Below are 16370 nucleotides of genomic sequence, written 5' to 3' on the forward strand. Positions count from 1 at the left end.
GTTCATGTGCTCCAGATTCTTGGTGATATCGCTTCCCTGCCGAGTACGGCCGGTCGCAAAAGCCGCCATAAATCAATCAACCAACCCCGCGCCAGCAGCGCTTCACTGGCCAGGCACCGCGCCACCAGCAAACCCGGCAGTTGGGTCAGGTCACCGCGCACCGCGTGGGGCAGTGAGCGGCATTGCTCCAATAATTCAGGTTCGATCTCACCGGTCACCAGCAACGTGGCAAACACCGGTTGCCCATCCAACCCGATCGGCGAATCCAGCAACCCATCGGCGCCCACAATGCGCTGGCGTTCATGCCAGAGCAACTGGCCGTCGCGGCGAATGTCCAGGTGCGATTGAAAGTGGCCCAGGGTGAACCGTTCGCCACTGGCCGGGCGGCCCAGGGCGACCACATCCCAGTAGAACAACCGCGCATCGCCCAACAGCTCGATCCGCGTGGTGAGTTCGGCCTGGGCAGCGCTGAACACGATGGTTTCCTGGGGTAGCCATTCCAGGGTCGCGCCGTCTTCGACGGTCAGTTCCAGTTGTTGAAACGCCGGGCCGCTGGCGCGGTACCACTTGGCGGCGCCGGGGCTGGTCAGTTGGGCCCAGGCTCCGGTGCCCACATGGGCGCTGATGTCCAGACGATCGCCACCGGCAATCCCGCCGGGCGGGTGCACGATGATGTGCTGGCACACCTGGGGGCCTTCGGCGTACAGGTGTTTTTGCACCCGCAGCGGGCCCAGGTGGCGGCGCAATACCGGGCGTGTGGTGTCGCCGACTCGCGCGTAGCCGAGCTCCAGCTCGGCGTGCCAGCTGGGGGTGAACAGGGCAGGGGTAACGGGCAGGTTCATGGCGTGTGCTTATCGTTAGGAGGCTACAGATTAGATGGTTACCAGCCCACGCACACCCTCGCTTTCCATATTTTCACCACGGCCCTGCTGCACGATTTCGCCGCGGGACATCACCAGGTACTGGTCTGCCAGTTCAGCGGCAAAGTCATAGAACTGCTCCACCAACAGGATCGCCATGTCACCGCGCGCCGCGAGCTGCTTGATCACTGCGCCGATTTCCTTGATCACCGAGGGCTGGATGCCTTCGGTGGGCTCGTCGAGGATCAACAGGCGCGGGCGGCTGGCCAGGGCGCGGCCAATCGCCAACTGTTGCTGTTGGCCACCGGACAAGTCACCGCCGCGCCGATGCTTCATTTGCAGCAACACCGGGAACAGTTCGTAGATAAAGGCCGGCACTTCCTTGGCTTCGGAGCCGGGGAAGCGCGACAGCCCCATCAGCAGATTTTCTTCCACTGTCAGCCGCGCGAAAATCTCTCGGCCCTGAGGCACATAAGCGATCCCGGCATGCACACGCTGGTGCGGCTTGAAGCCGGTGATGGCCTTGCCTTCCCAGTTCACCGCGCCTTCCTTGGCCGGCAACAGGCCCATCAGGCACTTGAGCAGGGTGGTCTTGCCCACGCCGTTACGCCCGAGTAGGCAGGTGACTTCGCCGATTTTTACATCAAAAGACAGCCCGCGCAGGATGTGGCTACCGCCGTAGTACTGGTGCAGCTTGTCGACTTGCAGCATGTTCGATTCTCCTCAATTCCCCTGTGGGAACCGGATCAACTGTGGGAGCTGGCTTGCCTGCGATGCAGACGACTCGGTGTATCAGGTACACCGCTATCGCAGGCAAGCCAGCTCCCACATAAAGCCGTTCGTGTCAGCGTTAGCGGCCGAGGTAAACCTCGATCACCCGCTCGTTTTCCTGCACCTGTTCCAGCGACCCTTCGGCCAGTACGCTGCCCTGATGCAATACGGTGACGTGATCAGCGATGGAGCCGACAAACCCCATGTCATGTTCCACCACCATCAACGAGTGCTTGCCCGCCAGGCGCTTGAACAGCTCGGCGGTGAACTCGGTTTCGGCGTCGGTCATGCCCGCCACCGGTTCATCGAGCAGCAACAGTTGCGGGTCTTGCATCAGCAGCATGCCGATTTCCAGGAACTGCTTCTGGCCGTGGGACAGCAAACCGGCGGGGCGATGCACGGAAGCGGTGAGGCGGATGGTGTCGAGCACTTCCTCGATGCGGTCTTTCTGTTCGCCGCTCAGGCGCGCCCGCAGGCTGGCCCACACCGACTTGTCGGTCTTCTGCGCCAGCTCCAGGTTTTCGAACACGCTCAAGGCTTCGAACACCGTGGGCTTCTGGAACTTGCGCCCGATACCGGCCTGGGCGATCTGCACTTCGCTCATGCGGGTCAGGTCCAGGGTTTCGCCAAACCAGGCCTTGCCGTGGCTGGGTCGGGTCTTGCCGGTGATCACGTCCATCAGCGTGGTCTTGCCCGCGCCGTTGGGGCCGATGATGCAGCGCAATTCGCCGACGCCGATGTACAGGTTCAGGTCGTTGAGGGCTTTGAAACCGTCGAAGCTGACGCTGATATCTTCCAGGGTCAGAATGGTGCCGTGACGGGTGTTGAGCCCTTTGCCCGCGACCTGGCCGATGCCAATCGCATCGCGGCCGCTGCCTGCGTCGAAAATAGGTTCAAGCATGACGTTCCTCATTTCTTCAGCAGGCCGATAACGCCCTTGGGCAGGTACAGGGTGACGATGATGAACAGCGCCCCCAGGAAGAACAGCCAGTACTCGGGGAAAGCCACGGTGAACCAGCTCTTCATGCCATTGACCACGCCAGCGCCGAGCAGCGGCCCGATCAGCGTGCCACGCCCGCCCAGCGCCACCCACACGGCGGCTTCGATGGAGTTGGTCGGTGACATTTCGCTGGGGTTGATGATGCCCACCTGCGGCACATACAGCGCGCCGGCAAGGCCGCACAACACCGCGCTCAACACCCACACGAACAGCTTGAAACCGCGTGGGTCGTAACCGCAGAACATCAGGCGGTTCTCGGCATCGCGCAGGGCGGTGAGCACACGCCCGAACTTGCTCTTCGCCAGGCGCCAGCCGATGTAGAGGCTGGCCGCCAGCAACAGCACCGTGGCGATAAACAATACCGCCCGCGTGCCCGGTTCAGTGATGCCAAAACCTAAGATGCTGCGGAAGTTGGTAAAGCCGTTGTTGCCGCCGAACCCGGTCTCGTTGCGAAAGAACAACAGCATCCCGGCGAACGTGAGGGCCTGGGTCATGATCGAGAAATACACGCCCTTGATCCGCGAGCGGAAGGCGAAGAAACCGAACACCAAGGCCAGCACACCGGGGGCCAGTACCACCAGGCACAACGCCCACAGAAAATGGTCGGTGCCGGCCCAGTACCAGGGCAATTCGGTCCACGACAAAAAGGTCATGAACGCCGGCAACTCATCCCCGGATGCCTGGCGCATCAAGTACATGCCCATGGCGTAGCCGCCCAAGGCGAAGAACAAACCGTGGCCCAGGGACAACATCCCGGCGTAACCCCACACCAGGTCCAGCGCCAGGGCAACGATGGCGTAGCAGAGGATCTTGCCCACCAGGGTCAGGGTGTAGGCCGACACATGCAGCGGGTTGTCGGCAGACAATAGCGAACACAGGGGCAACGCCAGCAGCAGGAGCAGGATGACCGCACCGACTGCAATCGTGACTTTAGGGCCGGCCTTTTGCGTGGCCGTAAGCATCAATGGCTGGTTCATCAGTCGATCACCCGTCCTTTCAGTGCGAAGAGTCCTTGCGGGCGTTTCTGGATAAACAGAATGATCAGCGCGAGGATCAGGATTTTGCCGAGCACGGCGCCGATCTGGGGTTCGAGGATCTTGTTGGCGATCCCCAGGCCAAAGGCGGCCATGACACTGCCGGCCAACTGGCCGACGCCGCCGAGCACCACCACCAGGAATGAGTCGATGATGTAGCTCTGGCCCAGGTCCGGGCCGACGTTGCCGATCTGGCTCAGCGCCACGCCGCCTAAACCTGCGATACCGGAGCCGAGGCCAAAGGCGAGCATGTCCACGCGCCCGGTGGGCACGCCGCAGCAGGCGGCCATGTTGCGGTTCTGGGTGACGGCGCGCACGTTCAGACCCAGGCGCGTCTTGTTCAGCAGCAGCCAGGTGAGCACCACCACGAACAGCGCGAAGGCAATGATGACGATGCGGTTGTACGGCAGCACCAGGTTGGGCAGCACCTGGATGCCGCCGGACAGCCAGGCCGGGTTTGACACTTCGACGTTCTGCGCGCCGAACACCAGGCGCACCAGCTGGATCAGCATCAGGCTGATGCCCCAGGTGGCGAGCAGGGTTTCCAGCGGGCGGCCATACAAGTGACGGATGACTGTGCGTTCCAGCGCCATGCCGGTGGCCGCAGTGACAAAGAACGCCACCGGCAACGCGATCAACGGGTAGAACTCGATGGCCTGGGGCACATAGCGCTGCATCATCAACTGCACCACATAAGTGGAGTAGGCGCCGAGCATCAGCATCTCGCCGTGGGCCATGTTAATCACGCCGAGCAGGCCGAAGGTGATCGCCAGGCCCAGGGCCGCCAGCAGCAGGATCGAGCCCAGGGACATGCCGCTGAACGCCTGGCCGAGGATTTCACCCATCATCAGTTTGCGTTTGACCTGGGCCAGGCTGGTTTCAGCAGCGGTATGCACGGCCGCGTCGGCTTCCACGCCGGGTGCCAGCAGCGCTTCCAGGCGCGTGCGGGCCAGCGGGTCGCCAGTGCTGCCGAGCAAGCGCACGGCCGCCAGGCGCACCACCGGGTCGGGGTCGACCAATTGCAGGTTGGCCAGGGCCAGGCTGAGGGCGCTGTGCACCTGCTCATCCGTCTCGGCGGCGACCTGCTGGTCGAGGAATTTAAGCTGTGCAGGCACCGCGCTTTTTTGCAGGGTGCGCGCTGCCTCCAGGCGCACCTTGGGGTCGGCGGCGAGCAGTTGCTGGCTGGCTTGCACGTTATTGATCAGGCCGCGCAGGCGGTTGTTCAGGCGCACGGTCTTGGTTTCGCCATTGAGCGTGAGTTGGCCTTGCTCGAGGGCATCCACCAACTCGATGCGGGCCGGGTCGGGGTTGGCTGCCCAGTCCTGCAGGAGTTTGGCTTGCTGCACCGGGTTGGCGTTGAGGAAGTCTTCGGCGTCGCTGGCGTGTGCGCCCAAGGGCAGCAACAGCAGCAGGGCGAGGATGAGGCGGTGGAGGGCAGTGGGCATATAAAAATGTCCTGGTCATGCGGGGACAGTGTGGGAGCTGGTTGCCTGTGGGAGCTGGCTTGCCAGCTCCCACAGTGCTCATGTCCCACATTCGAGCTGTGGGGGCTTTAGTTGCTCTTCACGGCATAGTCCGGCTTTTTGTCATTGCCCGGAATGTAAGGGCTCCACGGCTGTGCACGAATCGGCGCTTCGGTCTGCCACACCACCGAGAACTGCCCGTCGGCCTGGATCTCACCGATCATCACCGGCTTGTGCAGGTGGTGGTTGGTCTTGTCCATGGTCAGGGTGAAGCCAGACGGCGCGGCGAAGGTCTGGCCGCCCAGGGCTTCACGCACTTTGTCGACGTCGGTGGACTTGGCTTTTTCCGCCGCCTGCGCCCACATATGGATGCCCACGTAGGTGGCTTCCATCGGGTCGTTGGTCACGGCTTTGTCGGCGCCCGGCAGGTTGTGTTTCTTGGCGTAGGCTTTCCAGTCGGCCACGAACTTCTGGTTCACCGGGTTCTCCACCGACTGGAAGTAGTTCCAGGCCGCGAGGTTGCCCACCAACGGCTTGGTGTCGATGCCACGCAGTTCTTCTTCACCCACCGAGAACGCGACTACCGGTACCTCGGTGGCTTTCAAGCCCTGGTTGGCCAGTTCTTTGTAGAACGGCACGTTGGAGTCGCCGTTGACGGTGGAGACCACCGCGGTCTTGCCACCGGCGGAGAACTTCTTGATGTTGGCAACGATGGTTTGGTAATCGGCGTGGCCGAACGGGGTGTACACCTCTTCGATGTCTTTATCCGCCACGCCTTTGGAATGCAGGAATGAGCGCAGGATCTTGTTGGTGGTGCGCGGGTACACGTAGTCGGTGCCGAGCAGGAAGAAACGCTTGGCGCTGCCGCCTTCTTCGCTCATCAGGTATTCCACCGCCGGGATCGCCTGCTGGTTTGGCGCCGCACCGGTATAGAACACGTTGGGCGACATCTCTTCGCCTTCGTACTGCACCGGGTAGAACAGCAGGCCGTTGAGTTCTTCAAACACCGGCAACACCGATTTACGCGACACCGAGGTCCAGCAGCCGAACACCACGGCGACCTTGTCTTGGGTGAGCAGTTGCCGGCCTTTTTCCGCGAACAGCGGCCAGTTGGACGCCGGGTCCACCACCACCGGTTCGAGCATCTTGCCGTTCACCCCGCCTTTGGCGTTGATCTCGTCGATGGTCATCAGCGCCATGTCTTTAAGCGAGGTTTCGGAGATCGCCATGGTCCCGGACAACGAGTGCAGGATGCCGACCTTGATGGTCTCGGCGGCCTGGACGGTCCAGGTCAAACCCATGGCGGCAATGGATGCCGACAAAGTGAAAGCCTTGATCAAGCTGCGACGCTTCATGGTGCGATCTCCGTAAACCAATAGTTGTTATGGGGGCAGATACACAGCGCTTTGCAAAGGCTGTGCCTGCGACCTGCCGCAGCGGTTTTAACGGGGATTCAGGGCCAGGCAGCGACGGTTGCGCACCAGCCTGGCGCTGCAAGAGAGGACGCAGGCGTGACGCGCCTCAAAAAAGGGCGTCGGGAGCAATATGCAGCGCAAGCTTAGCGCACGGGTATTCCACGATGGTCACTTCTTTCGACTATCCAGGTGCTTTCATGGACGATTCTTCTGCGCGTGACAAACGCGCGGCACTGCCTCGCGGCCACGCCAAACTGGGGCAGCTCAGCCCCGCCTTTATCAGCACTGACGATGCCGCGCGTTATATTCACGAGCAAATCGGTAACCAACGTGACGTGGAGTACGCCAGTGTCATTCTGCGGCGCCTGAGCGATAACCTGTACGTTGCCAGCGAACCGCGCGCGGGCAAGCCCACCACGTTCGACTGGAACCTGTTGCTGGACCGCGAACATCCCGCCGGCGAGTTCGTGAACCCCGAGGGCTACCAGATTGTGGCGAGCCTGCACTCTCACCCCAGTTCTCTGGATTTTGTAAAACGTACTTACCCCAAGTGGACGCTGCAGCAGATGCAGGCGTTCATGAGTTTTTATTCCACACCGGATATCTACTTCAATCATCAGGACCGTGCGCGTTTTACCCAGGCTTATCTCTCGGGGCCAGATGGCGCACTGTTGCGCTACACACCGAGCAACTCCGCCGCCGAGGCGGGGTTTGTGCACTGGCTGGATACCAATGGGCCGTGGTCCTCGCCCCATGCCCATGATGGAACGCTGGAAGGCATCTACAAAAAGCTGGCATCGGTGGGCCTGTTGACCTTCGTGCAGTCCAGCCCTGCGTGGGGCGGTTCGACAGGTGACGTTCCCGCCGATTGGCAACCTTACCAGCCCTTCAGTGCGTCGCCGATGCCATTGCCCTGCGGGCCGGTGTTCACCAGCGTTGAGCAGGCGTTGTCGTATGCCTGGTCGCGTATCCAGCGTACTCCCACCGCCCGGCAGCGGGTGCTGTTGCTCAAGCATGATCTGCAAGAGTTGTTTGTGGCGGCGCAGCCGGAACTCACCAGTGACGTCAGTGATCAACTGCCGCTGTTGCCGACCGGGCTTCACCTGCTGGGTATTTACTTTCACTCCCGGCCCTTGCCCGGCCAATACCCTGACCTGGACGCCTGGCTGTATAAGAACTTTGTCAGCCCGTTGGAGCTGGCCACGCATATCGCGCAATTTCGTCAGTACGCGCGGGGCGCTCAATCTACCCTGGGGGCGTCGTTGTACATCCGCATGCGCGACGAGGCGATCCTGCGCTACAGGTTTTCAGGCTCGGCGGCGGAGACGGCATTGTTTACCCGGTCGAGCACAGGGGAAGTGGGTGACAACGGCACTCAGGCGGCTTTGCAGTCCGGCGCGCTGTTGACCCGGGCGTTCGTTTTGAAGGTAGCGGCAGCCGGGGAGTTGAGTGTCGAGAAAACCAGTGCCTTATGGGACCGTGCCGGTGTGATCGATGCACAGTGGAAGCCCTACTCCCAGGTGGCCCTGCCCAGCTTGAGCCGTGGCTTTCTCAGTGCCGATGATGCGGCCCGTCATGCCCATGAACGCATCGGCGCACGTCGTGATCGCGAATATGGCGGGACGATCCTGCAACGCGCGGATGGTCGTTATGTGGCGACCGAGCCTGTGGCGACTGGGCCATCGCCGTTCGCCTTTGCGGGGCTTTACCCCAAAGATCGGCAAGGTGCGCCGATCATTCTGCATGCCGGGTGCCGCTTGCAGGGGCTTTACGGCTCACGCACTGCCCTGTCCCTGGCCGACCCCGCTGAGGCGCTGACGTTGAAGTGGAGCCGCCAGGATGCCGAGGTCTACGGGCAGATGTTCCGTGACCTGGACGTACACCCGATTTTGCAGGCCGGGGTAACCGCTTATCTATCCGCCGCCGAGGACAGCCTGATCGCCTACCAGCCGGGCCACACGACGGCCGAGTGGGTACTGCATTGGCAAGCCGAGGCCATCAGCGGTACCAGCCAGATTGCCAAGAACCTGGCCAATGGCACGATGAAACCCGCCGATGTGGTGCGCAAACTGGCCGAGGCCGGCACCTTGCGGGTGGTGATCGGCAATGCGTTGTGGGGGCCGAGCGGGCCAATCGACCTGGATTGGGGCCCGTACCTGCGTAGCACTGCTTGGCAGCGTCCTGAACAGCCGAGCCATGGCGCACTGTTTGAAAGCGCCGACGCGGCGGCCTTGGATGCACTCGCTCGAGTACCTTACAACCAGGAGCAAAACCGCTATTTTTTCTGTTTTATCCTCAAACACACGTCGCGCAATGACTACGTGGCGAGTGAATGTGTTCCGATTTCGCGGCAGTCACCGATGCTGACCCTTGCCAGCCTGTACGCGAGTACCGGCCCTGGTACTTACCAACTGCCTGAGGGGTTTGAGTGTGAGGCGCTTTATTACACCAACCAATGGGCAGGCAATGGTGTCACGGCCTGGCTTGAGCGCTGCTTTATGCTGCCTGCGCACCTGGACATCGCCGTGTCCCAGGCACGCTTGATCACACGCGGCTCCGCCCTGGGCGCGGCGGTGTATATCGCGACACCCGAGGGGGCTTTGCTGTGCTATCGCTCGTCTTCGCCCAAGTCCTTGTTTGATTCGCAAAGCGTGGACGACAGCCTGGAGGCGATCGAGGCCAAGTTGAAGGGCGGCACCCTTGAACCGCTGAGATTTATTCGCAAGGTCGCCGAGGCGGGCGAGCTGCGTGTGATCACGCAGAGTCCATGTTGGGACCGCACCGGAGCGGTGAGCCGGTTATGGAACCCGTATGCCAACCTGACACGACGTCGCTTGAGCCCGGTCTTTGTGTCGATGGACGACGCTGCCCGCTACGTGCGCCGGCGTGTGGCCGCGACGCAGGCGCAGATGTTCGGCGGCCTCATCCTGCGACGCGATGACGGCGGTTTCATGGCCACCGAGCCCTTGGTGATTGCCGATGAAGTCTTCGACCTCAAATGGATCTTCCCTGATGAGTTGGTGACGCGGGGGCAGTACCCCATACGCACCACAGTGGTAGCCAGCTATCACTCGCGGCCAGCGTCCCAGTGGCCGTTTTTGCTGACGGCGGCTGAAGCATCGGTGTACAGCAATACGTTTTCCACCCGTCTGCTGGCCCATGCATTGGCGCCCGGTGAGAAGCGCCTGCATCACTACCTGCTGGGGCCTGACGGTTCGTTGACCTGCCTGTGGCCCGAGCCGCGGGGCAAGTACCCGCAGATTACTGAGCAGCAACTGGTCACCCGCCCCAGAAGCCGTCATGAGTGGCTCACAGCACCACTGGAGCGCCAGATACGGGCGGGCGAGTTGGCCCCTTCGGAGTACGTCAATCGTATTGCCCGCAGCTTTACCCTGAATGTGGTGCTGGGCAGTGCGATGTGGGGCGGGCCTGGGGAGGTTTCGGGATGGAGTGCGTTTGCCACGCCAGCGAAAAGTGACGGCCAGTATGTCCAGGCGCGTCATGACCCAGCGTGCAGCCCGCTGTTCATCCAGGTCGACGATGCCGTGCGGTATGTCCACGAGCAACGGGCGCAGCGTTCGGAGTTGATGTTCGGATATATCCTCAAGTCGATGGGTAACGGAGGGTACGTGGCGACATTGCCGGTGAGCGACGGCGGGTCGAAACTGGCTCGCCGCCGGGTGTTCAGCAGTGCAGGCTATCCGTATCGCTACGCCTTGGCAGGTATGTATATCTGCGTGCCTGAGCAGGCGGATTTTTTTCCAACGGGGGGCGTACGTACCGGGGACGATGTATACCGAGGGTTGTTCTCGCCGGTCGATTTGCTCGGCGCATCTCATCAACTGCAGGCCACGGCTGATCGTTCGGCGTTGCCGGTGTATCTGTCTTGTGTGGACGGGGCCTTGCTCAAATTTGTCGCGCGCGATACGCGCGGTCTCTCATACAGCGATGCAGTCAATCTGCGCCTGCGCTTATTGAGCCCGTCTGACTACATCCGCCGTGTCGCGGTGGCAGGTGAACTGCGGGTGTTGCAGTCCAGCGCAAACTGGCTCGGTACGGGCGTAGTGGGGGCTCAGTGGCAGCCGGGCCTCTCACGCGCAGTCAAGCCTGCGAGCGAGCACGAGTTGGCATTGGGGCCGCTGCATGCTCACCGCGACGATGCTGCGTGGTTCTCTCAGGCTTATGTCGGCGGCTACACGGGCCAGCAGTACCTGAGTGCACTGTTGTCCGATCCTATGGGCAGCAGCCATCTTCCCGTTTTGCCAATACCGGACAATGGATTTCCCTCTACGCACGCTGAAGGCTTGTTTGATGGCCGTGGGTTGCCGGACAAATACCGGATCACCGCAGCCCATCTACTGTTCCATGCGGGGTTGGATCAGCCGGAAAACGCGGCGCAGGGCGCTTTTCGCAATCACTTCGTATCGTGGCGCGAGCTGGCGTACTACATTCACGATTTGAAGCGAAAGGGTTTGCCGATTGTCTCGTTCTATCTGTCCGCAAGGGACGGGGCATTGCTGGCCTATGCCCCTCATTGGAGCAACGAGGAGTACAACCTGCTTGCAGTTCCCGGCAAATGGTCGGCACAAACAGGTTATACCGTGCAGGCCCCGACACCTTCTCACTTTATCTCCGAGCTCGCGCGAATCGGCGAGCTGCGGGTGGTGCGCAGCGGGGATTTCTGGACCGTGCGTGGGGTTCTGGGGGCTCAGTTGAAGCTGTCGATCAGTCGTCCCCCCAAGGATGAATTGTGAACACCCCTGCCTGCGTCAGGCGGAGCCTGAAGTGGGCTCTCGGTGGCCAAGAACACGTGACAGCACCAGGCGATCCAATGCCCACACGGCGATCAACGACGCCCCCACCAACGGGAAAATGATCGCCAGCCCGAGCATGATCGCTATCGCGGTTTTCCACTTCGGCAAGTCGTGACGCAGCGGCGGCACCCCCAACCCACCTTGTGGCCGGCGCTTCCACCAGATCACCACGCCACTCGCCGCGCTGAGCAAAATCATCAAGCAAATGACCAGCACGATCAGTTGGTTGACCCAGCCGAACATCTTGCCCTCGTGCAGCATCACGCCGGTCTCGGTGGCGCGTGCGACCAGGTTGTAATGATCCCAACGTACATCGGCCAGGACCTTGCCGGTGTACTGGTCCACGTGCAGGGTGGCGTCGTTGCGCGGGTCGTCGGCGAACACCGCGACGGTGAACACACCGGTGGCGGTGGTGGGGAAGGTGATGCTGTAGCCGGGTTCGACCTTGCGCGCATTGGCCAGGTCGACCACCTGTTGCAGGCGCACCGTGGGTGCGGCCGGGCCTGCGGGCATCGCACCGTGGTTCATGTGTTCGGCGTGGTCGCCGGACATCGGCATCGGCGTGTTTTCCATGGCCCAGGGCACGGTTTGCTGGGTGGCGGTGTTGAGTACACGGGCTTGCTGGTCGGACTGCGGCACGTTGTTCCACATCGCTGCCGGGAAGGTGTTCCACAGGTCGGCGTATTGCTTGCCCCAGAAGCCGGTCCAGGTCATGCCGCTGAGCAGCATCACCAGCAGGAACGCCGCGCCCCAGAACCCGGCGACAGCGTGCAGGTCGCGCCAGAACAAGCGCCCACGGCTACCGAAGCGCGGCCACAACACGCCGGCCGAAGACTGGCCCCGCGGCCACCACAGGTACAGGCCGGACACCACCAGCATCACGCCCCAGCCGGCGGCGAGTTCAATCAGGCGATCGCCGACGGTGCCGATCATCAGCTCGCCGTGCAGGGCGCGGACGATGGCCTGCAGGTTGTTATTTGCGTCCTGCTCACCGAGGACGGTGCCGCGATAGGGGTCGATGAACACCGTCACTTCGTGGGCGTCGTTGCGCATCACGAACTGCGCGCTGCGAGTGGCGTCGGCGGGGGGCAGGTATTTACTGATCGCGGCGTGAGGGTAGGCGGCCTGGGCGCGCTGCAGTTGCTCGTCGGCGCTTAGCGCGTGTTCGGCGGCGGGCACGGTGAGCAGGTGGCCGTACATCAGCGGGTCGAGTTGGGGTTTGAACAGGTAGATGATGCCGGTGAGGGCCAGCAGCACCATGAAGGGGGGCGACGAAGAGGCCGGCGTAAAAGTGCCAGCGCCAGGCCAGGTTGTAGAAGGAGATTTTTTGCGTGGTCATCGGCTGCTCCGCATAAGGCTTTTGATTTTTCTTGGTCTGTTACACCGTCATCGCAGGCAAGCCAGCTCCCACAGGGGACTGTATTGCACCTGTGGGAGCTGGCTTGCCTGCGATGCTTTTAGAAGCTCATGTCCACCTTGGTCCAGAGCGTACGCCCCGGCTCCTTGATGGCCTGCGGGTCGTTCGCCGGGTAGCCGAAGCCTGCGTTACCGGCCAGGTTCAAGTGCTCGGCGTAAGCCTTGCCAAACAAATTGTCGACCCCGGTGCTGACCTTGAAGTGCTTGTTGATGCGGTATGCCGCATTCAACGAGAACACGCCAAAGCCGCCACTTTTGTCGTAGTCCTTGCCGACCACGTTGCCCTTGTTCGGGTCGATGCGGTTTTGCGCAGCAACTACCCGCCACAAGGCGCCGGCGCTCCAGTCGTCTTGGCTGTAGGTCAGGCCCAGGCGCGTGTCCAGCGGTGGCATTTGTGGCAGGGCCTTGCCGTCGCTGCTGTTCTTGCCCCAGGCATAGGCCAGGCTGGCGTCGGCTTTCCAGTGTTGGCTCAGCTTGTACGCCGCGCCCACTTCGCCGCCCATGATGCGTGCGTCTACATTGCGCGCCTGGGAGGTGGTGCCCATCATGCCGGGCCTGTAGTCGAACAGAATGAAGTCACGTACCTGGCCGACATAGCCCGAGGCCCAGGCTTCCAGGTCGGCGCTCTTGTATTGGGCGCCGAAGTCGAGCTGGGTGGTTTTCTCCGGTTTCACGCCGTCGAAGGCATTCACCGAACCGGCCGTGCCGGTGTTGGGAGAAAACAGTTCCCAATAATCCGGGAAACGTTCTGTGTGGCCCAGGCCGGCATACAGCGTGGTGGGGCTGTCCGCCAGGTCGTGCTCATAACGCACAAAGCCCGAGGGCAACGTATCGGCGCGGGTGTCGCCGGCAGTCGGGTTCGGGCGCGACATCATTCCCGAGCCGGTGCGTTGACGGAAGTCCTTGGCCGAGGCGCGGTCCAGGCGTGCGCCGGTGATCAGGCGATCATTGTCGGCGGCGTACCAGGTCAATTCACCGAACACGCCGTAGTTGTGGAAATTGGCGTCCTTGTTGCGCGGCAAGTCCTTGTAGGTGTCGATGCCCATGCTGCTGCGCGCACGGTGTTCATTGGTCTGTGCATCCAGGCCGCTGATCAATTGCACATCCGCCCAGCGCCAGGTCGCCTTGATGCGCGCACCGAGGGTGCGGCGGTCGACGTTGGACGCCATGGGGCCCGCCATCATGCCGGTGCCCGAAGGGACGCGCAGGCTGTAGTTGTCCATCACATGGTCGGCGTAGTTGTAGTAGACCTGGGCCTCGATCTTATCCAGCACCTCGCCGATATTGGACTTTTCGAAACGCAGCCCCAGGCTTTCGCGCAGGAACTGCGAGCCGTCCATACCGCGTCCGGCGTAGCGCGCCTCGCCGTCGCCACGCCCAGCGGTGAGTTCCAGCAGGGTGTCGGCGTCGGGCGTGAAACCCACGGCCACGTCACCGTTCCACTTGTCATAGCGCGAGGCGACGGTGTCGTTGTTGCCGTCCTTGTAATCGTCGGCGTGGGCCTGGTTGCCGATCACCCGCACGTAGCCCAATGGCCCGCCAGCAGCGGCATCGATGACCTTGTCGAAACGCCCGTTGGAGCCGGCCAATACGCTGGCGTTGACCCGCGTGCCCAACTCGCCGAACTGCTCCGGCTCACGCTCGAACAGGATGGTGCCGGCCGACGCGCCCGGGCCCCAGAGCACGGTTTGCGGGCCTTTGATCACGGTGAGCTTGTCGTAGGTTTCCGGCGAGATGTACGAAGTAGGGGCATCCATCCGCCCAGGGCAGGCGCCGAGCATCATGCCGCCGTTGGTGAGGATATTCAGGCGTGAGCCGAACATGCCGCGCAGCACCGGGTCGCCATTGGTGCCGCCGTTGCGCACCAGGGCGAAGCCGGGGATGGTCTTGAGGTAATCGCCGCCGTCGCTGGCGGGCACCGGTTGGCGCGGGTCTTTGGGGTTGGTGACCACGGTCAGCGGTGAGCTGGGGGCGATCGCGGTGATGACCGTGGGGCTCAGCTCATGCTCGTCGGCGTGAGCGTGGGTGGCCAATAGTGCGCCGCATAAGGCGGTGAGCAGGGCAGTACTTCCCAAACGGGTGTCAGCAGAAAACCTGGACATGACAAATTCCATCAATCAATCGTAAACAACACGGCCAGCAGCCTACGGCTGTCTGTCTAAAGTCGGCCGGGGTGAAGTAACGGGAAAAGGGCTTACGAGACGATGGGTGGCGCGCGGCTGCGGGCGCCGGGGAAGATGCTCTGCCGGGCATGGCCCAAGCGCGTGGCGGGGGTGAGGGCGTTGGCGGGCGGCGGGGTGCCGAGGGCCACGAATGACACGCTGCCGGGCAGGGCTGGGCAGCTGAATAGCAGGTCGCAATAGCCGCACTTGGCCCAGAGTGCGTGGTGTTCGGCTGGCGCTTGGGTGTGATGGGATTCACCGTGGTCGCTCGGCATTTCCATGGGCATTTCCATGGACATACCGGCGTGATGATCCATCGGCATCGCCTGGGAAATCAGCGGACCGATAAAGATCATCAGCATGGCGAACAGGCTGATCCAACTGCCGCGCTTCACGCGGTAGTGGGGAGACAACCTGGCGCGAGGGGCGCCCATCGAGGTTGGCTTACTGAGCGTGCATATGCTCGTGGCCAGCCATCGGTGGCGCTTTGTGCACCGACACTTGCACCTCGACCTTGCCGGCTTTTTCGAAGGTCAGGGTCAGCGGAAACTGCTTGCCATCGGCCAGCAGGCTGCGGTCTTTGAGGCCCAGCAACATCACGTGATAGGCCATCGGTGCGAAGGTCAGCTCACCCTTGGCTGGTACGGCGACGCTGGGCACTTGTTGCATCTTCATCAAGTCGCCCTGCATTACATGTTCATGCAGCTCGGCTTTTTCGGCGACGCTGGTTTCAACGCCAAGCAGGCGATCCGGGGTAGCCCCGGTGTTATGAATCACAAAGTACGCCGCGACGGTGGGCGCATTCGGCGGCAATTCCTGGGACCAGGGATTGCTGACCTCCAAGTCGCCGGCTTTGTAGTCCTCGGCATTGGCAGCACTGAACACCGGCAGCAGCAACGCAGCCAGAAGCAGGGAAGATTTAAGCATGGCAGTTCTCCAGAACGGTTCTAAACGCAGTTCACTTGCGAAGAAGCTCAGACCGTTGGAGAGGCGCGGGGGTTGAGGCTCGGCCATTGCTGGCGCGGCGTAGGATTTTGCAATAAGCGCGGCGGCAGGTTCTGCACCGCCTCGAACCGCGTTACATACAACTGCGGCACATGCCCCGGCAACGCCACCAGCGGCGCCGAGCCTGAGCAACACCAGCAATGCTGCATGGCGGAGTGATCGTCCGGCGGTGCGGGAATTTCCAGCTTGCCCAGGGCAATCGCCTTGAGGCTGGCGCCATTGGACGAACAGAACCCGCCCCACATCAGACGCTTGACCGGGTCATTGGTCTGCTGCATCGCACCGGCCAACGGCATGGCAAACGCATTGAACAGCACTGCAAGGCAGGCGATCCAGGCAATTGCAAAGCGTTGACGGGCCATGGCGGATAATCCGTAGGGTTAAACGATCAGGCGGGTATTTAGCCTGATCGGGGGGGATAAGTAAAAAG

11 protein-coding genes and 1 pseudogene are annotated in these 16370 nt (G+C 62.2%); 1 reads left to right on the plus strand and 11 read right to left on the minus strand.

Features of this window, described 5'->3' with window-relative positions; all coding sequences use genetic code 11:
* Positions 1-2 precede the first annotated feature (2 nt).
* The 6 genes from DK871_RS10065 to urtA all read right to left on the minus strand — a co-directional run bounded on the left by DK871_RS10065 (position 3) and on the right by urtA (position 6483).
* Entirely contained in the window at positions 3-842 is an 840-nt protein-coding gene (locus tag DK871_RS10065; protein ID WP_161904899.1) for an urease accessory protein UreD, read from the minus strand.
* Positions 843-872: 30 nt separating this feature from the next.
* Entirely contained in the window at positions 873-1571 is a 699-nt protein-coding gene (gene urtE / locus DK871_RS10070; protein ID WP_161904900.1) for an urea ABC transporter ATP-binding subunit UrtE, read from the minus strand.
* A 139-nt stretch (positions 1572-1710) separates the two neighbouring features.
* Positions 1711-2544 (minus strand): urea ABC transporter ATP-binding protein UrtD, encoded by an 834-nt coding sequence (gene urtD / locus DK871_RS10075; RefSeq protein ID WP_161904901.1) that lies wholly within the window; start codon positions 2542-2544, stop codon positions 1711-1713.
* Positions 2541-3608, minus strand: a complete 1068-nt coding sequence (gene urtC, locus DK871_RS10080) for an urea ABC transporter permease subunit UrtC (RefSeq protein WP_161904902.1) — start codon at positions 3606-3608, stop codon at positions 2541-2543. Before urtC ends, urtD begins: the two co-directional genes overlap by 4 nt.
* Complete coding sequence (urtB, locus tag DK871_RS10085) at positions 3608-5110, minus strand: urea ABC transporter permease subunit UrtB (RefSeq protein ID WP_161904903.1); 1503 nt, start codon at positions 5108-5110, stop codon at positions 3608-3610. The genes urtC and urtB overlap by 1 nt, the downstream gene beginning before the upstream one ends.
* 107 nt (positions 5111-5217) lie before the next feature.
* Entirely contained in the window at positions 5218-6483 is a 1266-nt protein-coding gene (urtA, locus tag DK871_RS10090) for an urea ABC transporter substrate-binding protein (protein WP_003188149.1), read from the minus strand.
* Between the two features lie 257 nt (positions 6484-6740).
* Here urtA and DK871_RS10095 point away from each other — a divergent pair, with 257 nt between their 5' ends.
* A complete protein-coding gene (locus tag DK871_RS10095) occupies positions 6741-11297 on the plus strand; it encodes a DUF4329 domain-containing protein (protein WP_161904904.1) in 4557 nt (1518 codons plus the stop codon).
* 15 nt (positions 11298-11312) lie between these two features.
* Here DK871_RS10095 and DK871_RS10100 read toward each other — a convergent pair.
* The 5 genes and pseudogenes from DK871_RS10100 to DK871_RS10120 all read right to left on the minus strand — a co-directional run bounded on the left by DK871_RS10100 (position 11313) and on the right by DK871_RS10120 (position 16302).
* A pseudogene (locus DK871_RS10100) lies at positions 11313-12696 on the minus strand (PepSY-associated TM helix domain-containing protein).
* Positions 12697-12814: 118 nt separating this feature from the next.
* Positions 12815-14875, minus strand: a complete 2061-nt coding sequence (locus DK871_RS10105) for a TonB-dependent copper receptor (protein WP_161904905.1) — start codon at positions 14873-14875, stop codon at positions 12815-12817.
* Between the two features lie 92 nt (positions 14876-14967).
* Positions 14968-15369: a DUF2946 domain-containing protein gene (locus tag DK871_RS10110; RefSeq protein ID WP_161904906.1), complete on the minus strand. Its 402-nt coding sequence runs from the start codon at positions 15367-15369 to the stop codon at positions 14968-14970.
* A gap of 10 nt (positions 15370-15379) precedes the next feature.
* Positions 15380-15862, minus strand: a complete 483-nt coding sequence (locus DK871_RS10115) for a copper chaperone PCu(A)C (protein ID WP_161904907.1) — start codon at positions 15860-15862, stop codon at positions 15380-15382.
* Between the two features lie 47 nt (positions 15863-15909).
* A complete protein-coding gene (locus DK871_RS10120; protein WP_161904908.1) occupies positions 15910-16302 on the minus strand; it encodes a DUF2946 domain-containing protein in 393 nt (130 codons plus the stop codon).
* Positions 16303-16370 lie beyond the last annotated feature (68 nt).

Source organism: Pseudomonas sp. L13 (assembly GCF_009935965.1).
Classification (GTDB): Bacteria; Pseudomonadota; Gammaproteobacteria; order Pseudomonadales; family Pseudomonadaceae; genus Aquipseudomonas; species Aquipseudomonas lactis.